This is a genomic window from Candidatus Limimorpha sp., assembly GCF_056203535.1.
Window position 1 is genome coordinate 21,877 of sequence record NZ_JBADWU010000081.1, and the last position, 22,128, is coordinate 44,004.

Annotated in this window: 15 protein-coding genes; 9 read left to right on the plus strand and 6 right to left on the minus strand. The window is 46.2% G+C overall.

Annotated elements, in window-relative coordinates:
* Nucleotides 1-752: 752 nt before the first annotated feature.
* From AC06MN_RS09425 to AC06MN_RS09465, 9 genes are all read left to right on the plus strand, one after another.
* Nucleotides 753-1,151, plus strand: coding sequence for an ATP-binding protein (locus AC06MN_RS09425; RefSeq protein ID WP_475672117.1), 399 nt, complete (start codon nt 753-755; stop codon nt 1,149-1,151).
* Nucleotides 1,152-1,160: 9 nt separating this feature from the next.
* Nucleotides 1,161-1,463 (plus strand): STAS domain-containing protein, encoded by a 303-nt coding sequence (locus tag AC06MN_RS09430; RefSeq protein ID WP_475672118.1) that lies wholly within the window; start codon nt 1,161-1,163, stop codon nt 1,461-1,463.
* A gap of 6 nt (nt 1,464-1,469) precedes the next feature.
* On the plus strand, nt 1,470-2,378 hold the full coding sequence (locus AC06MN_RS09435) for a diacylglycerol/lipid kinase family protein (RefSeq protein ID WP_475672119.1): 909 nt from the start codon (nt 1,470-1,472) through the stop codon (nt 2,376-2,378).
* 13 nt (nt 2,379-2,391) lie between these two features.
* Nucleotides 2,392-4,290 carry a SpoIIE family protein phosphatase gene (locus AC06MN_RS09440; RefSeq protein ID WP_475672120.1) on the plus strand — a complete coding sequence of 633 codons (1,899 nt, stop codon included), beginning with the start codon at nt 2,392-2,394 and terminating at the stop codon, nt 4,288-4,290.
* A 4-nt stretch (nt 4,291-4,294) separates the two neighbouring features.
* The gene (locus tag AC06MN_RS09445; RefSeq protein ID WP_475672121.1) at nt 4,295-5,899 is read left to right on the plus strand and encodes a potassium/proton antiporter; all 1,605 of its coding nucleotides are present in this window, start codon (nt 4,295-4,297) and stop codon (nt 5,897-5,899) included.
* A gap of 29 nt (nt 5,900-5,928) precedes the next feature.
* Entirely contained in the window at nt 5,929-8,163 is a 2,235-nt protein-coding gene (locus AC06MN_RS09450; RefSeq protein WP_475672122.1) for a cation:proton antiporter, read from the plus strand.
* Nucleotides 8,151-8,984 (plus strand): tyrosine-protein phosphatase, encoded by an 834-nt coding sequence (locus AC06MN_RS09455; protein ID WP_475672123.1) that lies wholly within the window; start codon nt 8,151-8,153, stop codon nt 8,982-8,984. The genes AC06MN_RS09450 and AC06MN_RS09455 overlap by 13 nt, the downstream gene beginning before the upstream one ends.
* Nucleotides 8,981-10,078, plus strand: a complete 1,098-nt coding sequence (locus AC06MN_RS09460) for a GTP pyrophosphokinase (RefSeq protein ID WP_475672124.1) — start codon at nt 8,981-8,983, stop codon at nt 10,076-10,078. Before AC06MN_RS09455 ends, AC06MN_RS09460 begins: the two co-directional genes overlap by 4 nt.
* Nucleotides 10,079-10,325: 247 nt before the next feature.
* Entirely contained in the window at nt 10,326-11,741 is a 1,416-nt protein-coding gene (locus AC06MN_RS09465; protein ID WP_475672125.1) for an HD domain-containing protein, read from the plus strand.
* Nucleotides 11,742-12,022: 281 nt separating this feature from the next.
* Here the strand turns inward: AC06MN_RS09465 and AC06MN_RS09470 are convergent, their stop codons facing one another.
* The 6 genes from AC06MN_RS09470 to AC06MN_RS09495 all read right to left on the minus strand — a co-directional run bounded on the left by AC06MN_RS09470 (nt 12,023) and on the right by AC06MN_RS09495 (nt 22,039).
* Nucleotides 12,023-12,265 (minus strand): hypothetical protein, encoded by a 243-nt coding sequence (locus tag AC06MN_RS09470; RefSeq protein ID WP_475672126.1) that lies wholly within the window; start codon nt 12,263-12,265, stop codon nt 12,023-12,025.
* Between the two features lie 357 nt (nt 12,266-12,622).
* Complete coding sequence (locus AC06MN_RS09475) at nt 12,623-16,720, minus strand: T9SS type A sorting domain-containing protein (protein ID WP_475672127.1); 4,098 nt, start codon at nt 16,718-16,720, stop codon at nt 12,623-12,625.
* A 192-nt stretch (nt 16,721-16,912) separates the two neighbouring features.
* Nucleotides 16,913-20,458, minus strand: coding sequence for a C25 family cysteine peptidase (locus tag AC06MN_RS09480; RefSeq protein WP_475672128.1), 3,546 nt, complete (start codon nt 20,456-20,458; stop codon nt 16,913-16,915).
* Between the two features lie 95 nt (nt 20,459-20,553).
* Nucleotides 20,554-21,531, minus strand: a complete 978-nt coding sequence (locus AC06MN_RS09485; RefSeq protein ID WP_475672129.1) for a type II toxin-antitoxin system HipA family toxin — start codon at nt 21,529-21,531, stop codon at nt 20,554-20,556.
* Nucleotides 21,528-21,848, minus strand: a complete 321-nt coding sequence (locus tag AC06MN_RS09490) for a HipA N-terminal domain-containing protein (RefSeq protein WP_475672130.1) — start codon at nt 21,846-21,848, stop codon at nt 21,528-21,530. Before AC06MN_RS09490 ends, AC06MN_RS09485 begins: the two co-directional genes overlap by 4 nt.
* The gene (locus AC06MN_RS09495) at nt 21,845-22,039 is read right to left on the minus strand and encodes a helix-turn-helix domain-containing protein (protein ID WP_475672131.1); all 195 of its coding nucleotides are present in this window, start codon (nt 22,037-22,039) and stop codon (nt 21,845-21,847) included. Before AC06MN_RS09495 ends, AC06MN_RS09490 begins: the two co-directional genes overlap by 4 nt.
* Between the last annotated feature and the right edge of the window lie 89 nt (nt 22,040-22,128).

The following is a 22,128-nucleotide window of genomic DNA, read 5'->3' on the forward strand; positions in this document are numbered from 1 at the left end:
TAGTTGGCTATAGTTTATAATGACTGATTTTTCTGTAAGAAGATGAGCATATTTAGTTTACATAAACGATGCAATGCTTTGCCCTTCGACAAGCTCAGGGAGCGAAGCTCTGCAAGCTGATTATCCGCTCATTGAGCCTGTCGAAATGAGAGAATTAAAATGTGGTTTATTTCCGACCACTTACTTATCAGCGTCCGTCAGGCAAAGGCTTGCGTCAGCAAGTCCAAATTCGCATAATTAGCCTAATTCGCCCAATTCGCGGTCCTTTCTCTACGTCCGGCAGGCAGGAAAGAACACTGCAATCCAATTTGTAACCACGATGTTTTTTCGACCGCGAATATTACGAATTTGGCGAAATCGAAGATTACCTCACTTCGTGTCGGTGAAATCTTTTAGATTCGACGTAGTCAATATCCATTTCAACGTAGTTAATGGGGAATACGCGAAGCGGATTCCTTGACTTTGTCGAGAGTCTACGGGATTTTCATTCTGCGTCTAATGTTTGGGTCTAAATGTATAGATGCCCAAAGTTTATCGGGCAACGAAAATTGGTCTTGATGCAACACCTCCGACAGGTTGAAGGGGGTTGAAGTCTCCGTCATACACCTCCGACAGGTTGAAGGGGTTTGAGGTCATTGCATAAGCGTGTTTTGGCCAAGGTTTTGCCGTTTTTTTTAAAATTCTCACTAAATCTCTCGCTTTATGCAAAGCATTCGCCTAAATTATATATTTTTGCAAAAAAATCTATCAGTATGAAAGTGAGATTTGAACCAATAGCTGGAAAAACAGCGCAAATCATTGAGGCTCTGATGGCTTCCGATGATATGCCGCTGAATGATGAGCTTCGTTTCAAACTGCGTTTGTGCATTGAGGAAGCTGTTGAAAATGTCGTCGACTATGCCTACGAAGGCGGTAACGGCTTTGTGGAAGTAGGAACTTATATCAAAGGAAATGAACTGTTTATAACTTTGGAGGATTCAGGGAAACCGTTCAATCCCCTCGACAAGGATGATCCTGACATTACCCTTTCAGCGGAAGACCGTCCTATAGGCGGCTTGGGCATTTTCCTGTGCAAACAGCTGATGGACGAAATGGCGTATGCCTATGAAAATGGAAGAAACAAACTAACAATGAAGAAAAACATCAATTAATCAAATAAAATGGACGTTATTATTACACAAGAAGCTGACAAGACCATGGTGGTTTTGAATGGCAGACTCGACACAACCAATGCGGAGCGTTTCCAGCAAGACATTGCGCCTCTGATGAAAATGGATAAACCCGACATTGAATTTGACTGCACCGACATGGAGTATACTTCTTCCCAAGGTCTGCGATTGTTCCTTATGCTTCAGAAAAACGTTAATGCCCGTCAAGGCAAGATGATCATGAAAAACATGAAGCCTCAGGTGAAAGAGATTTTCGACATCACAGGCTTCTCGAACATCATAACCATAATCTGATTTGTGATGAAATACTATTTCATCATCAACGGAAGAAAAGAAATAACCTCAAACACTGAACTGCTTAAGAAAAACATTGAGGCGGCGAGGCCATATTTTGAGGAAAATGGCGACATCGTCGATGTGTATGTGACAAAAGGCATCGGCGATGGTACCCGTGTAGTGCGCATCTATAGCGATTTGCACCCTAACGAAAGGGTTTGTTTCGTTGCCTGCGGCGGCGACCGTACCATTGGTGAGGTGGCTTCAGGAATCGTTGGGTTCGGCAACAACTGCATGGCCATCATTAAGTTGGGTGAAACAGGGAACGATTTTGTGAAATGTTTTCCCGGCAAGGATTTCACCGACGTCAAGGCGTTGCTGAAAGGAAGCGTCAAGGAAGTCGACATCATCAAAATCAACGACAGCTATTCGCTGAATGTGTGTGATTTCGGCTTCGATTCTGTGGCTGGTTCTGCCGCCAATGAATATCTGGAGGCAGGTAGAAAGGATCCGTATGAATGGGGAATAGTTCGTGCCATTCTCACTGCCCGTTTCAACAGGATAAAGGTCGTGGCTGATGGCGAAAAGCTGGGCCGTTGCTTCATGTTGTTGTGCGCGGTTTGCAATGGGCAATATATAGGCGGTGGTTTCCGTTGCGCACCGCTTTCCGTTATGGACGATGGCCTGATGGATGTTTGTTTCATTAAGCCTCTGACTTTGCTCGGCTTTTTGCGGTTGATACCTATTTATAAAAAAGGTACACATTTGGAAAGCAAGAGCTTCAAGAATAAGATTATCTATCGGCAGGTCAAGCATGTTGAAGTGTATTCGCCAAAGATGATGGAATTGTGCATCGATGGAGAAATGCTTCCAGGCACCAAGTTCAGTTTCGATATTTTGCCAAAGGCTGTAAAATTGGTTTTGCCAAATTAATACCCATTGAAAGATGATGAAGAGAAGATCATTTTCCACGCGATTGAGCCTGCATATCATGCTGGCCGTTTCTGTCTTGTTTCTCATTTCCCTTGGCATCGTGGCATTCTATTCGCACCAACTGATCACTCAGGAAGCGAAACGCTCGGCACAGAACATCCTTAATGCTTCCATCAATGATATTGAGAAAAAACTTGTCCCGATTGAGGAAAAGGTGAACAATGCGGCTTGGTACTTAAAAAACCATCAGTGTGACGAAGAGACTTTGCATGTGTTGACCAGTGGCGTGGTGAAGGATCTCGACATTGTCGGGTCGGCGGTGGCATTCGTTCCGTTTGCTTTCGATAGCACGATGTATTACTTTGAAGTCTATTCGTCGGATGTGAACGGCGTATTGGAAACTAAACAGATAGGCTGCGATTCATACGACTATTTTGCGATGGATTGGTTCCGTATCCCGTACGAGACCAGAAAGCCTTATTGGAGTGACCCGTATTTCGATGAAGGCGGCGGCAATTGTGTCATGTCGACTTATAGTTATCCTTTGCTCAACAAGCAGGGCGTTGTGTATGCGGTCGTTACTGCTGACATCTCCTTGGAATGGATTGAGAAAAAGATCAGTTCCATCAAACCTTACGAACATTCTTACTTATCTGTCATTAGTCGTAACGGCAGTTATGTCAACCAATCTTCCCAAAACGGTTTAGTTAATGAAACGATTTACTCTACGGCAAAAAGAGCCAACAATAGGCAGATTCAGAAAATTGCAGATGAAATGATGTCTGGCCACAGCGGTGTGATGCAATTCGTCAATAATGAAGGAATAAAATCTTTTGCAGTGTTCGGTCCCTTGGATAACGGCTGGACGGCGGCCATCGTGTGCCAGTACCGTGATGTGCTGGAAAAAGTTCATTTGATGGATTCAATTTTGGTTTTGGTGTGTCTGTTCGGTCTGCTGGCTATGTTCATTCTCTGTCACCGTACTGTCAAGCGCATCACGCAGCCTATCACCGAACTTACCGTTTCGGCCATGAACATGGCTAAGGGCAATTTCCATGCCCAGCTGGCCGATGTCGATACCAACGATGAAATGCGGCGCTTGCACGATTCGTTTGCCTACATGCAGTTTACATTGAATGACTACATCTCGGAATTGAGATTGACGACGGCCTCGAATGAGCGGTTTGAGAGTGAATTGAACATTGCACGCAGCATCCAGCAAAACATGGTGCCGCACAATTTCCCGCAACGTTCCGATTTCGATTTGTTTGCCTTGCTGCAACCTGCAAGGGAAGTGGGTGGCGACCTGTACGATTTCGTGGTTCGTGACAACAAACTCTATTTCACCATCGGTGATGTGTCGGGCAAGGGCGTTCCCGCTGCTATGTTCATGTCAATAACCCGAATACTTTCCAACTTCATATTGGGGCTTGGACAAGAACTTGATGAAGTGTTGGGCAAAATCAACAATACGATTTCCGATGGCAACGAGTCGGGCATGTTTGTGACGCTTTTCATGGGCTGCCTCGACCTTGAGACGGGACATCTTTCTTATTGCAACGGAGGCCATAATCCGCTTGTGGTGATTCCGACAAATGGAGCTGAACCATATTTCCTGCCTCAAAAACCGAATATCGCCCTTGGCGTGTGGCCTGGCTTCAAGTTCGAGATGCAGGAAGTGGATTTGGAAAAAGGGACAAGGCTTTTGCTTTATACGGATGGCGTTTCGGAAGCCGAGCGTTTCGATAAGTCGCAATATGGCAACGACCGTCTTTTGGCTTGGGCGAAATCGAGTGATAACATTGAGGGTGAGGAACTCGCATGTAGGAATTTGCTTGACGACGTGCAGAAGTTTACCGCAGGGAACGATCAGAATGATGATATCACCATAATGTCGATTAAGTTGAAATAGAGCCATGAACACATTTCTGTTATTCGTTGCCTTGATCATTTTGATTTGCGTATTCCTGAACAATGCTTCGTTCAAGGTGGGAATGCCAGTCTTGTTGGCTTTCATTTTGTTTGGCCTTGTGCTTGGTAACCACGGTTTGCTGAAACTTGAAATCCTGAATTTCGGCATGGCTGAAAAAATCAGCACGGCAGCCTTGATTTTCATCATGTTTTACGGTGGTTTCGGAACCCGTTGGGATTCGGCCAAGCCTGTTGTCACCGAATCGGTGCTGCTGGCCACCGTGGGAGTCATTTTTACGGCACTCCTTACTGGTGTCTTCTGCCATTATGCATTTCAATGGGATTGGGTTGAGTCGTTGCTTATTGGTTCCGTCGTATCTTCCACTGATGCTGCCTCGGTGTTTTCCATTTTGCGTTCGCGCAAGCTAGGCCTCAAGAATGGTTTGGCTCCGTTGCTGGAGATGGAAAGCGGCTCCAACGACCCATGCTCCTACATGATGACCATTATCATGCTCTCGGTAGTGAACGGAGGCATCACGGCGGGGCGTGTGGTGTGGATGCTTTTTGCACAGCTTGGAATTGGCGCATTGTTAGGTTTCCTGATTGCAAAAGTTGCGGTTCACATTCTTAATAGAATCTGTTTCGCCACTTCGGGCTTCGACTCGCTTTTCCTGATGGGGGTTGCCGTCTTTGCCTACGCCTTGCCTTCGCTGCTTGGTGGCAATGGCTATTTGAGCGTCTATATCGTCGGTATCATCATTGGCAATCATGAACTCCATGACAAGAAGGAAATGGTGCATTATTTCGACGGCTTTACGGGTTTGATGCAGGTCTTGATTTTCTTCATGCTCGGTTTGTTGGCACATCCGGCCGATTTAGGCAGGTCAATTTTGCCGGCAGTGGTGATATTTCTGGCCTTGCTGATACTTGTCAGACCTGTCACTTTGGCCGTCTTGCTCTTGCCTTTTGGCAGGAAATATGGTTTCCGACAGATTGCTTTGCTTTCGCTATGCGGTTTGCGTGGTGCGGCTTCCATTGTGTTTGCCATTGTCGCCATTTCGGGTGCCGGTGTGTTGCAACTAGATATTTTCAATATCGTTTTCTGCATCGTATTGCTTTCCATCGGTTTGCAGGGTTCCTTGATTCCTTTTGCCGCTGAGAAACTGGGACTGATTGACAAAGATTCAAATGTCATGATGACGTTCACCGACTTTAAGGATGAAACAGACTTGCAATTTTCTGAATTTGTTATTCCGTCGGGTCATCATTGGATTTCAAAGCAAATAATGGATTTGGACATTCCGAAGGAAGTGCTTTTTTGCATGATACGCCGTGAAGATGGAAAGAAAGTCGTTCCGAACGGACATACGTTGATTTTGGAAGGCGATCGCATAATCATCTGCACTAAGGCTGCGAAGAGTGTGAGCGAATGTATAGTGAAGCAGGAAACCATTCCGGTTGGAAGCGAATATGTCGGGCAGGAATTGCGTCATTATCCCGTCGAAAAGGCGCAGGTGCTTTTGGTTCGGCGTGGCGAAGAAACGCTGATTCCTCATGGGGCAACGGTGCTTCGGGCCAACGATGTGTTGTTCATTAATAATAGTATTTGATTTGAAGAATAAAAATAGAATAAAATAAGATGGATTTAGTGATGGATTTGGCCATCATCATGATGGCGGCTGGTGTTTTCACCGTGATTTCAAAGGCATTGAAGCAGCCTTTGATTTTGGGCTACATTGTGGCGGGCTTTATCGTTGGCCCTCATTTAGGCCTTTTCCCAATCGGGATGGAAAGTGTAGAGCAATGGTCGGAAATCGGCATTATCTTTTTGCTCTTTGCCCTCGGACTTGAATTCAGTTTTAAGAAACTGATAAAGGTGGGTAGCAGTGCCTTGGTTACGGCTGGTGTGAAATGTATCGGCATGTTTGCTGTCGGCATTCTGCTTGGCGACATAATCGGCTGGACAACAATGGAAAGCATTTTCTTAGGCGGCCTTCTTTCGATGTCGTCGACCACAATCATCATCAAGGCTTACGATGACATGGGCTTGAAGAGCCGTCCTCATTCCACCTTGCTTTTCGGCTCCTTGGTCTTCGAGGATTTGATTGCCGTGTTGCTCATGGTGTTGCTTTCTACATTGGCGGTCAGCAACCGGTTCGCCGGAGGCGAAATGATGCTTGCTTTGGCAAAACTGGGATTCTTCATCGTGTTGTGGTTCTTGGTGGGTATTTACCTCATTCCGCTTCTTTTGAAATGGGCGCACCGTTTCCTGAGCGATGAAATTTTGCTCATCAGTGCCATTGGCCTTTGTTTCGTGATGGTTGTCGTTGCCGAAGGTGTTGGTTTTTCGTCGGCTTTGGGTGCTTTCGTGATGGGCTCCATTCTTGCCGAGACCATTGAAGGCGAACGCATTGAGCATCTCATTGGCAGCATCAAGGATTTGTTTGGCGCCGTGTTTTTCGTGTCGGTCGGCATGATGGTTGATCCGGCTGTCATCGGCGAATATTGGTTAGTCATTCTGGTCATTACGGTTGCCGCCATGATAGGCATTCTGTTTTTCTCGTCTTTCGGTGCTCTCTTGACGGGTCAAGGGGTGAAAAACTCATTGCATGTCGGTTTCAGTCTTGCCCAGTTGGGTGAGTTCGCTTTTATCATTGCCGGTTTGGGCTGCTCTTTGGGCGTGATGCGCGATTTCATTTATCCGGTCATCATTGCCGTTTCGGTGATTACCACGTTCACTACACCTTATATGATTAAGGCCGCTGACCCTGTGAGTGACTGGGTATGTAGCAAACTGCCGAAGAAATTGATTGAGCGTCTCGAGCCATCGGCCGATGCCAATAAGAAGGATTCTGCGGCAGCCCAAAACGAATGGAAAAAGCTGCTCAAGCAGTTCTTTACCCGTCTGTTGGTGTTCGGTGTGTTGCTGGCAGGCGTGGTGCTGTTGTCGAAATATTATTTGGTTGGCTGGCTCGAAGGTGCCTTCCCGTCATGGAGCGGCACTTTGCGTGGCTGGATTGCTGCCATCATCACGGTGGTTGTCATGTCGCCTTTCCTGATTGCTTTGGTTACAAATGGAACGGCTGCCAACGAATCGGCTAAACTGCTGATTATGGAAAAATCCCAGAACAAGTGGGGCGTTTTGTCGTTGCAGTCTTTCCGTATCGTCGTAGCTGCTTTTGCCGGTGCAATTCCGTTTTTCATGTTCCTTAACTTGCAATATTGGGCCATTTTGTTGCTCGTTGTGTTTTCTATTGCTGTCTATTACATTGCACAACGTCGCATCGAGAAACTGTCGTTTATCGAAGATACCTTTACGGCTAACCTGAATGAAAAGGAAAAGCGTGAGCGTGCCGCCAAGCCAATCACCACATCAGTTCAGGATAAATTGGCAAGTTATGATGTCCATATCGAAAGCGTTGAGATTTCTCCTGCTTTCATGCACATTGGCAAGACCTTGCGTGAAATGCCTTTCCGTCATGTTTCTGATGTGAACATTATCGAACTTATGCGCGGCAAGCGTTGTATCCGTGTGCCGCGTGGCGACGAAAGGATTTATCCGCACGACATATTGCTTGCCGTCGGCAGCACGAAACAGATTGATGAATTCCGCAAGATTATCAACGACAACACGAATTCGGAAGCGGATTTCGTTCCTCAGGAATTTGTCGTGAAAGTTGTCGATTTGGACGAAAAATCGGTGCTTGTCGGCAAATCACTGCGTGAAAACGGGATGCGTGCCGCCGGCTGCATGATAGTCAGCATCTTGCGCGGCAACGAATTCGTCACGAATCCTAAACCTGACGATGTGCTCAATGTAGGCGACAGAATTTGGATTGCGGGCGAGAAACAGTCATGTGAATGGTATGCGTGAATATGCTTGCTCCTAATTCGATAGGTCTTGAAAGCGTTCCGAATGCCCGCGAATTGGGCGGCTACGTTATGCCTGACGGAGGTGTCGTCCGTCATGGAAAACTGTTGCGTGGCGGCCTTCTTTGCCAGGCGACTGAGTCTGATTTGAAGCGGCTTCGCGATGAGTTTCATGTGAGTCATGTGTTCGATTTTCGTACCGATGGCGAAGTGAAGCATACGCCAGATCCTGAAATGTTAGGTGTGAAATCGACTTGGTTGCCGACCATTGACCCGCAGTTGGAGAAACTCGGCACTTCCACTTTGCCTGCCGAGGCTTATCGGAATCTGCCTCTCTATCTTGTGACTCACGCATCATCGCCAAAAGTCCAGGATATTGCACGTCACATCTATACGGATATGGTCGTCAATGAATACACCCAGCTTCAGTATGCGGCTTTCCTTCAGTCCATTATCAATACCCCGGACGGTGCTGTTTATTGGCATTGCTCCCAAGGAAAAGACCGCACGGGCTTGGGAGCTGCATTCTTGTTGGCTGCCCTTGGTGCCGACGAGGAACTTATTCTTGATGATTTTAATATGTCGAATTGGTTTTATCAGGACGAAATAAAAGCCCTGAAAGAACGTATCCATGCTAATGGTGGCGGCGTGGAGGAGGATAAGGTTGTCCAAACTTTTATCGGTGTCAATACGGAATATTTCGTTGATGCACTTCATCTGATTGATGCCACCTACGGATCGCTTGATGATTATTTAACCCAACAGCTTTGTCTGACCGATGAGGATAGACAGGTGTTGAAAAACAGATACTTGGAATACAAATGAGTGAAAAGGAATACTACGGATTGGATATGCATTGCCAGATGATTCTGGACGAATACCGCGATGATTTGCCTGCTTTTCAGAAAATGGAAGAAATTATCCATGGGCAACTTGCGAAGTTTATTCGCAGCAAGGGTATTTATGTGAATGCCATTGAGAGCCGCGTGAAGGCCGAAAAAAGTCTGGCGGGCAAACTCGAATTGAAAGGCTACAAATACAAAAGCCTTTCTGATTTGACCGACATTGTGGGGGCGCGTGTCATTACTTTTTACAAAGAGGAAGTCGATAAGGTTGCGGCCTTGGTCGAAAAGCTTTTTGATATCGATTGGGAATGTTCGGTTGATAAGCGAAAAAAGTTCGAATCGGATCGCTTCGGCTATATGTCATTGCATTACATCTGTCGCATCCCGCAATCTTTGTATTATGATGAGAATTGCCCTCAAATCAATGAATATCGTTTTGAGATTCAAATGCGTACGGCATTGCAGCATGTTTGGGCGACGATGGATCACGACACAGGCTACAAGTCGGGCATTGAGATTCCGAAAGAGTATTTGCGTAGTCTGAGCCGCCTGGCTGGATTGCTTGAATTGGCCGACGAACAGTTTAGTTTACTCAGGACAAATATCACCGAATATCGTCGTAAAATGAATAGGATGGTGGCAAGCGGCAATTTCGATGAAATTCCTCTGAATGGCGACACTTTCCGCAGCTACCTTACCCTGAATCCATTCGATAAGTTGATTAATGCCATTGCCGGTGTCAATCAGGCTGAAATTGAGCGGGACAATCTGATGCGTTTTCTCGAAGCACTCGTCTCGTTGGATTTGAAAACTTTGGGCGATGTGGAAAGAATGAAGAAGGAATGTTTCGAGTCGGCTTACCAACTGGCTCTTCACCAGTTTGCCGGCACCGACTTGGATATCGTGACCTTGTCGATGGCTTTGCAAAACCTTTGTGTCGTCTATATTGTGAAACAAGGTGGCGGAGAAAACGAATTGCAACGTTTCTATGAAAAAATTTATGGCTCGAACAGCTATAATGCAAGTCATGCCAAACGTTCAATGGAACAAGTGCAACGGATTAAGATAATATGAGGTGAAAGTGGAAAGTTTTAAAGTGGAAAGGTGAAAAGGGGAAAGTTTTAAAGTGGAAAGGTGAAAGTGGAAAGGTGAAAAGTGAAAAAGTGGATACGCGATTTATTGCGTCTGTCTAAAGTAACGTTTTTGAACTTTTGAACAATTTTGAACTATTTCATAACTGATAACCTAAAACTGAAAACCGATAACCGATAACTGATAACCGAAAACTTGAATAATTACTTAGAAAAAAACACTTGCTATCATGTCAAATAAATATCTTGATTCAAAGCTGCTTGATAAAGCGATTGAATTTGCTGTGAAGGCTCATGCCAACACCGAACGACGGGGGAAAGGCTTTCCATATATTGTTCATCCATTGGAAGTTGTAAGTGTCGTTGCTTCGATGACATCCGATCAGGAATTGCTCGCAGCGGCAGCCTTGCACGATACAGTGGAAGATACTGATGTCACCATTGAACAGATTCGTGCCGAGTTTGGCGACAGGGTGGCGGACTTGGTCTCTGACGAAAGTGAAGAACGCACACCTGGTTTGGATAAAGTCGCCTCGTGGCACAGCAGGAAAGAGGCGGCCATCAATCATCTTGCTCATGCTTCGATGGATGCAAAAATGGTTGCAATGGGCGACAAACTCTCGAACATGAGGACAATCTTCCAGGATTATCATTCGATAGGCGATGAACTCTGGCAGCGTTTCCATGCTCCGAATGGCCGTGCTGACCATGAATGGCATTACAGGGGTCTCGCCGATGCCTTGAAGGATTTGTCCGACACTTTCGCCTATCAGGAATTTGTATATTTGATAGATGTTGTTTTTGGAAAGCAGAAGCCTGACATCCTGAATATGGATGATTATGAGCAGAGTGGCGATGGCTTTACATCGTTGACTTACAATCATAAGGACGGCAAGTCGATGGTGAAGCTCTATTCTGATTTCATTCCGTTGAATCTTCCGGCACGCGAGTTGCAAGTTTCGGTTGTCTTGGAAGAAATGGGTTTGCGGGTGCCCAAGGCTTATCGTTTGGTGACTGATGGTGTCCGTATTGGTGTTGAATTTGAACGTATCAATCCCAAGAAATCGTTTGCACGCGCCATCTCCATCGAACCGGAAAAGTTAGAGGAATATGCCGTCAGGTTTGCCCATTTGACGAAGAAATTGCACGAAACGCCTTGCCGCACCGATTTGTTCCCTTCGGCAAAAGATGTGTTTAGGCAATCTGTAAAGGAATCGAGGAATTATGATGATGCCCAGAAAGCCAAAATCAATGCTTTCATCGATTCCGTGCCTGATGCAACGACTTGTTTGCACGGCGATTTGCATATCGGCAACATCATCACCAATGGCATTGAAAACTACTGGATTGATTTGGCCGATTTCCGCTACGGTTTCCCGCTTTTCGATTTAGGCATGGTGTATTTCACTTGCCATTGCGACGATGACGACTTGACTTTCAAACTCTATCATGTCCATAATAAGGAAATGCAGGAAGTGTGGCGCATCTTTGTCCGTGAGTATTTCGGTGCCGATACGCCTGAAGGTTTGGCCGAAATCGATGCAAAGGTTCTCCCGTTTGCCTGCCTGATGATGGTTTTCTTAGGCAATAGGGGACCCATGTTTCCGTTTATGCGTAAATTGGTGGAAGACACTTTGCTAAGTTGATTTGTCGTTAGTTGAATTCTTTTCTTCAAATAATCCGCCATAACTATCGTATTGAGATAATTATGGCGGATTATTAGGTTTTGGCTCATCTAATATTGCCGTTCAGAGCTTGTCCTTTAGTTTACATAAAAGGCGCAATGCTTCGCCCCTTTCGATGTTTCGGCAAGCTCAACAACCTTAGCTCAGGGAGCGAGGCTCAGCAAGCTGATTTACTGCTCATTGAGCCTGTCGAAATGAGTGGTTTTAAAATGTAGTTTATTTCTGACCACTTACTTAACATCTTATTTCTCTTTTCGCTTGTTCAGCAGATAGTAGGCTCCACCCATAACGGCGAGCAACAACGCACCGCTACCGATGGGAGCGTAGAAATCGGTGCCTTCGCCAAAATCTGGATTGTCGATGTTGAAGCCTATTAATTCCTCTTCTTCGCGCGATTCTTCATCGTTTTCAAGTATGAACACTTGTGCCGAAGCCGAGATTGTGAGCGTCAAGGCGGTTGCCATTATCAAAATTCTCTTTTTCATGTTTTGTTGGTTTTATTATGGTGAAAACTTGGTTTTGATTCTTGAGGAAGATTTTGCCTCATTGTTTTTTTCTTCTTTCTTCTTGCAAGTAGTTGTGTAAAATTAGTTTACATTCTGAAGGTGATTCGGACATTTAGACTCTTAGACAATTGGACATTTAGACTATTTGACATTTAGACTCTTAGACATTTGGACAATTTACTAACTGATAACTGAAAACTGATAACTGAAAACTGATAACTGATAACCGACAACTGAAAACTGAAAACCGACAACTGAAAACTGATAACTGAAAATCGATAACCAATTCTTATTGCAGTTTAATTTTGACCACTTGCTTATACTTTATCTTAACTGTCATTCAATTATTATTTTCTGGATCTTCACATTGCTTTCGTCGGTGAGTTTCAGCACATACACGCCAATGGCTGCATGGGGTAGGCTTATGGTGCTATGAGCGTCGGTAAGTTTTTTGCTGGCGATGATGCGCCCATTCAAGTCAATGACTTCAAGCATTCCCTTGCCGTTGATTGTGAGTGTGTTGTCGTGCAGGAAGGCGAACATTTCGACAGGTTCAGTGCCCGAATTTTCCTCAACACTCGTGAAGCAGAACATCATCTTGAAGCGAGACTTGTAGTCGCTGGTGTTTGCGATGAAAGTGTAGTGTCCGCTTGTAAGCATGTCGATGTCGGCACCCGTCATGTTGTCGATAAGATGGAGATAATTGAATTCGGCGTTGGCGGTGCTCCAAGTCAGGGTGTAGGTGCCGCCTTCAATGGCATCGAACCAGACTGGCAATTGGTCAACCGCCTCGCTGAGATAGAGCAGCGCGTAGTCATTGTCGGCATGGCGGAAATACACTTTGCCGTTGGCACCGATGTTTTTCATCTTGGCTGCGGCTTCTGTCTGTGGCCTCCCGAATTCAACCACGGCAATGTCGCTTTCGCCGTCGGAATCTGTGGCTTTCAGGTTGATTAGCGGATAGGTTGGCTGTTCGTCGCGGAAATGTATGTTTTCGTTAGCAGCTGTGACCGTGCGCATGGCATTGGTGAAGGTGGCTGCTCCCTCGTTGGAGGCGACGATGAAAAATCCCTGGTGCATGTTGATTTCGTCTGATGCGGCCAATGAGCCTTTTGACGACTGGATGCTGGAGCCAGGCACATAGCCGCCTTGGTTGACATCGTAGACAACAAAACTTGGTGTCGCGCTTCCGAATAAAATAGCGTTGCTTTGTTCGGCAGCGAATCTGGCGAAGCTCAGGTAGCTTTGGTAGGGGTTGCCAAGCAGGTTGTAGCCTTTCAATTCCGTTCCTTCGCTGACAGGAATGCTCTGAATATTGTTAAGATAGCCGGCTTTTGCCGTGACAGGAATGCTAATGTCGCCTCTCGACAAAGAGCCTTCCGACCGTAGATAGCTTGGCTTATCGATAGACACAAGATAGCCTTTGGCTGGTATCAGTATGCTGTTGTTGGTCTCAGGGCTGTTTTCATTGGGCTGATTGTCGTTTCCGATGTATTTGATTTGTATGTCTGTGGCGTTCATGTGCCAGTGGCTGTTCTTGTTGCGCTTCAGGTTAATCCAATGGTATTCGGGTTCGTAGAAACAGTAAAGATCAAGTGAGGTTATAGGTGTGTCTGATGGAAAAATGCCATTATCCATCAAATTGACGTTGCATGGATTTTGCTCGTTGTTGTATGCAACTTGCTCGTCAGTGCCATAGTTGAACCCGATTTTGCCATCGGCCAATGGTGAGGCATAGAGATGCCAACTTTGGGTCGGATTCTGTATTAGACGGTTTGTGTGTGCCTTTATGTCGCCAGTGTTGATGATAGCTGCGTCTTGGTCAATATAGAGTCCGTTGCCGCTGTAGCTTGTTGTGGAATTGGTTTTTTTACCGTAAAAGAACATTGTCGTGTACTCGTTGGCGTTTATCTGGTTGTCCAAATCACCGTAGTAAAGATAAGGTGATGAGGCATTTTTGCTCGACATTGTGTTGAAGTCCTTGAACTTCAGTATTGGACTGTCGCCGTTGATGCCAATGGTGAGTGGCTGTGACCAAAATGCGTACTTGATTGCACCGTTGGTGTTGCCCCAATCATTCATTATATCGACCATTCTGTTGCTGCTCACCGTGCAGCCTGTTTCTCCATACTGATATGGATGATGTGGAGGCATCAGAAAATCGGTTTCAGTTTCACCATTCTTATACTTATAACTTCCATCCTGCACATAGTAGCAGTTGGCAATGTCGCCGCCCGAATAGGCAAGGCCTTTTCCGTCTTCCGATCCTTTCTTAACGAATGTCGCTTTGGCGTAGCTGTTGCTCAGAGAACCATCAAGTTTGTTCACAATGCCGCCCATATCGAAACCTTTCAGCGTAGCGTATGAAATGACGGAATGGATTTCGGTGCCCGTTTCAGCGAAACCAACCACGCTTCCAATGTGCGTGTTTCCGTTTGTAGCCTCGATTGTCCCCAGGACTTCGCAGCTGTGAACGGTGGCATTACTTGTAATGGTGTCGGCTATGATGCCGTAGTAGCCATCTTCGGCTGCCATCAATTCGCAACCTTCGACAAAGGCATTCTTGATTGTGCCGCCATCAACCTTTCCGAAAAGGCCAGGGATGCCGTAATCAGCCGTCGTGACAAGTCCCTTGATGGTGCTGCCGTTTGAGGTGAAAATGCCTTTGAACGGATTGCCACCCGAACCGATGGCTACCCAAATGTGTTCTGCCATGTCGATATTTTCAGTAAGCGTGACGGTCTTGCCGCTCATGGTGTTGGCGGTCTGTCCGTTCAGCCCGTTGACTACGGAAATGAGCCAAGCCAAGGCTTCCTTGGATTTCAACGTGATATTGCCGTCGCCATCGGTCAAATAAGTGTTTTCAGGAACATCGGCAAACTTTGTCACATAATCCGTCCAAAGGATAGCGAACAGTTCGATGACAGGAGTGCCTGTCATGGCATCGGAGGCTGTGAATTCGGCATGAAGGACCGGCGAATTTGCATTCACCAAGCGCATGTCGATTCGGGCAAGGTCGGCTGATTCGACGGGGTGATTCGTCGAGGTGACAAGAATGTCGCGGTAAATGACTTCGTCCTGAACTGCCACGGGAACCAGCACCGTATTGGCGATGTCGCCGAATTTGGTGATGACCTTGTCGGTGCGCAGGTACACGTCATCATTTGTGCCAAAGACAGGATTGCCGGAGAGATTCATCATGCCGTTCTGAAAAACGCACGAACCGAAATCCGCTGTGTTGTTTTCAAAGACGCCATCGGAGATTGTCAGTTTTCCGTTGTTTTTGAATACGCCGCCTTCGGCATTGTTGTTATCGCTTCCCATGGCTTTGTTGTTCAGGAAAGAACCGCCGGTGACTGTTACCTCTCCGCCGCCGGTAATGTCGATTACGCCTCCAAAAACGGCTTCGTTTTCCTCAAACAGACCTCCTGAGATTTTCAGGTTGATGAAGCCGGGATTGCATCTCACCGTCAGGGCACCGCCGCCAATTGCCTGGTTGTTCCTGTAAGTTCCGCCTTTTATGTAGCATTCATTTGCATGTCCCGAACTCCATGACTGGAATTGTATTGCAGCTCCGTAATCTGAACTGTTTCCCTCAAAAAGCGGGTTGCCCGTCAGGTCGAAAAGAGTGAAATCCTGATTCTGGATAGCTGATGAACGGTTCCCATGAAAGTGTCCGCCGCTGACATTCAGGTTTTTGGAATTATAAATGCCGCCGCCCCATTGACCTATGTTTGAATTGAACTCTCCGCCAGTGATCGTCATCGCACCTTCGTTACAAATGCCGCCGCCACAAGCTCCGGCAATATTCGAAAGGAAAAGCGTCTTCGTATCATCTCCGCCAACATTGCTGATGTTCAATGAAGCTCCATTGTATACAAAGATTGCCCCTCCGTGCATGGGAGTGCTGTTGTCCGTAAAAGCCGCGCCGGAAACCATCATGTTCCCTGACTTGAGGTAGACAGCACCGCCAGAGTCCTTCGAACGGTTTCCTTTGATGGTTCCGCCGTAGACATACAGGTTTCCTTCGCAGTAAATGGCACCGCCGTATTTGTCAGGTGTTTCGCCGGCATTTCCACCGGTGATAATGCCTTTCCCGAAAGGATTTTCTGCATTCTTGCTGCTGTCTCTGATTGTCAATGTGGCGTTACTTGAGATTCGGAAAACGTTGCCTTTTAGCACGGTGCTTCCGGCATCTAAATGACGGTCAATGGTGTAACCATTCAAGTCAAGGGTTACGTTTTTCCCTGATGGAACAACGATTGCGCCTTTTGTCCCTGAATAGGTGATGTTTTGGGTCAGCGTAATATTGCCGCCAATTTGAAAGGCGTTGTAAAGTTGATCCCATGTCGTGATTTGTGCCTGAAGCGCGTCAATGCCTCCAAGCCATGCCATCGCAAGAAGGATGGCTGAAAATCTTAGATTCTTGAACATCATAATTTTGATTTAATGGTTTTTTGATTCGGTTTTCATTGCGACTGTTCACAATGTTTATATCAGTAACATTCTGGACGGAATTATGTTCAATGCAATCATGCCAATTCCGTCAGTGATGGTTTGTGCCAAACAAAAAGGGAACAGCTTTAAAACTGTTCCCTTAATGTTGGTGACAATGTGAATGTTGCTTTATCTGACGATGCTCAACCGCTTTGTGCTGATGCCTTTGCTTGTGGCGATGCGAATCAGGTAAAGGCCAGAACCGAATTGCGACAAGTCAAGTTCTGTTTCGTTGCCTGCTGCATTAGAATCATATACGACTTGCCCGATGGCGTTAATTATGGCAATGTGTCTCAGATCGTTAGCCTTAACGGTGATAAATCCCGTACTTGGATTTGGATAGACTTTGGCATCAATTTCATCGTAAGTTTCCGAAATTTCGGCTATGTCTTCCAAAAATGGCAAAGTGATGAAATCAATCCAAACACAGTCTTCGCCAGACGATTGAATCATATCCTTGGCATACGACCATTTGTAAGTGTGAGTACCGGCCAATACAGGAAAAGAGGCGCGTCGCCAGTCTTTAATGCCCGACCAAGTGCCATTTTCTTCATCGTCAATATAAAAATGCAACTGATCGCAGTCTTCTTCGCTCGAAGTCTTGTAATAGAAGGAAATGCTGTCGTCGACAACGGCTTCGTGGTTGAGAATCAAATCGGTGTGGCGTTGGCCTGGGATGGCAGCCGATTTCATGCAGTAGTTGCCTTCGAATGGATTATCGGTGCAGATTGTCCATGGAAAAGTTGCGTCGTTGGTCCAGACTTCGCTTAAAGTGCCGCTTTCAAAATCTTCGATAATAAGGGCGATACGCAGAATGAATTCCTTTTCCGCCTGATAGCTGCCTGAGTTCACCTTGAGCGTGACAGGACACAGGAAGCAGTCGGGCGTGTTGGCGCTGATACTGATGTCGAAAACCACGGTTTCGCTTTCGTTCACGCCGACTGATTCAAAGAAGTTCGGGTTGGTGGTGACGGTGACGTGGCTGTTAGGTGAATTGAGTTCGGCGATGGTTTGTGCTGCATTGGAATGGCCTTCGTTGAGGAAGGTGAAAGTTAGTCGCGCGGTTTCGCCGGCATCCAAACGGCCATTGCCGTTGCCTTGTAGTTCTGTGATGGTCATGCCGCCGATATTGAAGATGGGGGCGTAGGCTTTTTCGTGGAACTTGGTCGTGTAGGTGTTGCTGCCGTTTGCCACGTTGATGAGAAAAACATTTTCCGTCTTGTCGGGAACATTGTTGGCGGTTTTCACGGTGAAGGCATTGCTGACTGTCAAGGTCTGGTTGGGTGCGATGCTGCCGAATTGTGCTGTGCCGTTGGTAATATTAATAAAAGGTGAATCGCTTGTCAGGTTGGCATTGAAAGCGTTTATGGTCTCGTTGCCGATGTTTTTCAACGTGATGTCGAAAGTAGCAGTTTCATCGAAATCGAGTTGACCGTTGCCGTTGGCATCATGAAGGTTTTTTGCTTCGTAAACGATGTAAGGTCCGCCAGCCGTCACTACTTTGATAGGTTCTTCAAAACGGAGGTAATTCTGTCCGGTGCAGACCAAATGCAATTCGGTTGATACCGCTTGCGGTGCTATGTTAAGGTGCAAGGCGTTTCCATTACTTTGCCCAACGGCGAGAATTTCCCATTCTCCATTGGCGTTTTCCTTGGTCACGCTGACGAAACATTCGGCTGGTGCTGTGACGTCGATGCTGCTTGTGTTGTTGAAAATCACTTGCGGATAGGTGACGGCCATTTCCTGTGGCACTTCGTTATAAAGGCGCAGGAAAGCGTCGCAATGTGCGGTGAACATTTGGTAAGTGACTTCCTTATAGTAAGGTAATGAAGGCCAGGAACTTTGGTAGAGGAAATGTTTGCCGGCCACGCTGCCGAAGGCAGGGAACCAGTTGCCACTGTAGTTGGCGTATGGACCGTAGGTTGGCATGAAATTAGGATCGAAGAGGTCGAAAGCACCCCAAACGAAACAGTCGTTCACGTAGGAGTAGGACACTTGGGTGGGGCAAAGAACACCGACGGCTCCAGCAGGCTCTCCGTCGTAAGTGTGGCGCATGAAGGCCTCGGCGAAACAGCGCGATTCGTGATTGAATCTTCCCGTGAGGCAATTGATGGAGAATACGAAAGGTAATTTGCCCACGTTGGTCAATCCATCGATGTAGGGAATGCGGAAAGCAGGCTCGCCCCAACCTTCTTCGGTGCCGTGGTCGCGGTGCTGCACGATGAAGGCACCCGTGTTGATGGCTGCTGCTATTTGCTCGGGCTCGCCATCGGTCCAGCCGCCCAATTCGGCGGGACTGGCAGGAATGTATCCTGTCCCGTTCGGGCCGAAATAGTTGACGACATCGGCGGTGTTTTCAGCTGTCGACCATTGGTCATTCGGCAAACCTTGATAAATGGCGTTGATACGGATGGTCTCCTTGCCGTTTTTGCGGAAATAGCCGCCTATGACTTCCGAACAGAGCTGGAACCAGCGTGCAGTTTGCCAGCCCAAAGCCGTTACGGGATTGTGGTAGAAACTTTCATCCATGCAGGGATTCGTCTCATATTCAATCTGTTTGCCGACTAATACGGGCAGTTCGTCGGCATTGGCTGCAACCAAACGCGAAAAGGCCATATCAGGCAACAAATCGCCATTGACATCGGCGTAGGGATTGTCGGAAATGCAGGTGTTTTGTTCGGGGTGGCTGACGGTTTGTGCAGGAATACCTTGCGTCATGTCGGTGTTGTGGTCGGCCATGAAACAAACGGCCACGGGGGCAATCTCCCATGTGTTGTAAGCGTTGTGGAGCCAAGTTTCAAGTTGCGCGATGGAACTGACGCCCATTTCGTCCAAACGGTAGACCTCGGTAATGATGCCTTGCTTGGTGCGCAATTCCTTGAGTTGATTGGCAAACGGAGTCCAAGCGCTGTTATTCGGGGTAACGATGAGATATTCAGCGCCTTCCGCACCATCGCGAAGCCATTGCTCCATGCGGACGGAATAATCGATGACGGGTAATTGGTCGTAGTTCATCAGTTGCGAGGCGAGAATGTTGTCCCAACAAGGTGAACGTAGGCGGCTGTCGCCAAATTCTCCATTGCCGCCTTCAAAATGAAGGTCTAATTTTACATTTGAGTAAACCGTAAGTTCTTTTGTTACAGGATTGTACTGAAATGGAGAGATGGAAACGACTACGGCATCGACGCCACGCAAAGATGTGTTTTCCGAAATCACGAATGGGTTTTCCGGGAAATTGGCATTGGTGGTGTAAATCTTCTGGTCTTTCGTGAAATCCATGTTGGGTTCGTCGTTTTCGGCCTGAATTGCTCTTGCCGGAGCGATATTCACGTTTCGGATGGTCTCTTTTTCGTAGCTGACGACATTCAGCGTGGCTTTTGCGCCTTGCGGAATGGCAACGAAACGGCTCTCGACAGGTAAGTTCGGACAACCGGCATTGTTAGGCAGGAAAATGCCTTCCAGTTCAATTTCGGTCAAGTCTTCGCCTTTGTAATTCAAATGATTGAACGAAAAACTGCCGACATTGTAATTGATTTCAATGTTGCCTCTGGTCTTTTCGCCCAATGAAAAGCCTTTGCCACCTTTGGTGGGGTAGCTGAATGTTTGTGCCGTTGCCGATGCTATTGAAAATACGGCAAAAATTATGGCTGTGATAATCAGTGTGCTGTGTTTCATCTCGTGGATTGTTTATTTGATGATTGATATATGTTTTGCAAAAATAAAAACTTATATGTTACAACTTGTTTTTTTATGTGTTTTATTGATGACAATCAATTCCGATTGAATCGGCTTAACCTTTCCTGATAACTGCGAATATACATTCGTTTTGTCTTATCGTCTAAAAATGAGCGATTTGTAAATTCTGCTACCAGCGGTTGATAAGTGGAAAATAACTTTATGGTCTTTGAAATTTTGCTTTGGGCAACTCCGGTTTTTTGGCCGAACCTTATGAAGTCTTCCGAACAAGGGTGTCCTGTGTTGCGATAAGTCTCTGAGTGTTCATTCCTTGGCATCAAGCCGTCTTTCAAGGCAAAATCCGAATCGTTGACGTGGATTGATGTGTTCAGTAAGTCGTAAGCCGGTGTCAACACATAATCGCCATCAATGGTTTTCATCAGCGAGAAGTTTTTGAGATGAGCATCGCCATTGGCAAAAAGATAGTTGAATACGACTAAAGCGAAAAACTTAGGCAGTTCGATTTGCCATGATGAGACATAATGTTTCAAAGTGTTTGCAAGGTCTTCGTAACTGCCTGAATATTTGTTGTCTACAGGCATCTGCATAAGCGAACAGAAATCTTCCTGCTGGATTTTGTTTCCTTTGACATCATAATCGAAACGTTTTGTGATATAGGCGGCTTCTCCATCCTTGAAAAAGACCATTGCATTTTCTGCTGTCGTGATGCCAAACACTTGTCGTGCAATCTGCATGGTAAGATGCTCATTTGCAGGAATATGTTGCCTGAAATTCAAATGACGGTAATCGGGAGCAGGCTTGATGATATGGCTTCCGTGGCTTCCTTCTGGTGTAATGATGATTTTGCCTTTGCTAATGGTGGCGGAAATCTTTTCCTGTACACCTGAAACGGAAATTCTGTTGACTGAACTGATAAAGTTTTCGTTTACTTCATGATTAAAATCCATAAAAGGATTTACTTTCTTGCCGTCAAAGAGATGTTTTAGGCATATTGGGCTATAGGAGTCGTAACCTGTGGCTAAGGTTCCAGGGCAAACATTTATCGTTCTCATATTCTTTTTACAGTTACGGCTCCAATCGTGTCGGCGTAGGCCGTAGCCAACAGTAAGCCAAATTCATCGTTTTCGTCTATTTTCATGGTTCGGCATTGCAAGGCCTTGTTGCTGCCTTCCGAAAGCATGTTGGCGAAGAAAGGGAATAGGGTGTATGATTCATAACGCCGTTGACTTTTGGGCAAAGTGAGGCTGATGGAAGGATTTTTTGGATTGGAGCAGTAAATGCTGTCGTATTCAAAAATGTACTTCCCGTCATCGGTTTCTGCCAGTTTCCCAGCCATTATGTCGTTGAGGTAAATTTCGGCTTGTCTCATTCTTCCACTCCTTTCACTTTTACAATGATTTCACAGCCGAGAATGTCGGCAATGTTGCTCAGTGTTTTAATTGATGGATTGGCTTTGCCTTGTTCCATGCTTCTGATAAATCTCAGGCTTGTGCCTGAAAACTCTGCCAGTTCGGCTTGCGTGATTTTCAAGACCTCGCGGCGTTCTTTTATGAAATTCATACAATTCATTGGGCAATATATTGCATATTTTCGGCAAAAATAAGGAAATATTATTGATTTGGAATGAAAAGGGGAAATATTTTGCCTTT

Coding starts and splice junctions, on each gene's coding strand:
- AC06MN_RS09490 (WP_475672130.1), bottom strand. CDS start 21,848: ATGAGACAAGCCGAAATTTACCTCAACGACATAATGGCTGGGAAACTG.
- AC06MN_RS09470 (WP_475672126.1), bottom strand. CDS start 12,265: ATGAAAAAGAGAATTTTGATAATGGCAACCGCCTTGACGCTCACAATC.
- AC06MN_RS09445 (WP_475672121.1), top strand. CDS start 4,295: ATGAACACATTTCTGTTATTCGTTGCCTTGATCATTTTGATTTGCGTA.
- AC06MN_RS09480 (WP_475672128.1), bottom strand. CDS start 20,458: ATGAAACACAGCACACTGATTATCACAGCCATAATTTTTGCCGTATTT.
- AC06MN_RS09425 (WP_475672117.1), top strand. CDS start 753: ATGAAAGTGAGATTTGAACCAATAGCTGGAAAAACAGCGCAAATCATT.
- AC06MN_RS09495 (WP_475672131.1), bottom strand. CDS start 22,039: ATGAATTTCATAAAAGAACGCCGCGAGGTCTTGAAAATCACGCAAGCC.
- AC06MN_RS09450 (WP_475672122.1), top strand. CDS start 5,929: ATGGATTTAGTGATGGATTTGGCCATCATCATGATGGCGGCTGGTGTT.
- AC06MN_RS09440 (WP_475672120.1), top strand. CDS start 2,392: ATGATGAAGAGAAGATCATTTTCCACGCGATTGAGCCTGCATATCATG.
- AC06MN_RS09455 (WP_475672123.1), top strand. CDS start 8,151: ATGGTATGCGTGAATATGCTTGCTCCTAATTCGATAGGTCTTGAAAGC.
- AC06MN_RS09485 (WP_475672129.1), bottom strand. CDS start 21,531: ATGAGAACGATAAATGTTTGCCCTGGAACCTTAGCCACAGGTTACGAC.
- AC06MN_RS09475 (WP_475672127.1), bottom strand. CDS start 16,720: ATGTTCAAGAATCTAAGATTTTCAGCCATCCTTCTTGCGATGGCATGG.
- AC06MN_RS09435 (WP_475672119.1), top strand. CDS start 1,470: ATGAAATACTATTTCATCATCAACGGAAGAAAAGAAATAACCTCAAAC.
- AC06MN_RS09465 (WP_475672125.1), top strand. CDS start 10,326: ATGTCAAATAAATATCTTGATTCAAAGCTGCTTGATAAAGCGATTGAA.
- AC06MN_RS09430 (WP_475672118.1), top strand. CDS start 1,161: ATGGACGTTATTATTACACAAGAAGCTGACAAGACCATGGTGGTTTTG.
- AC06MN_RS09460 (WP_475672124.1), top strand. CDS start 8,981: ATGAGTGAAAAGGAATACTACGGATTGGATATGCATTGCCAGATGATT.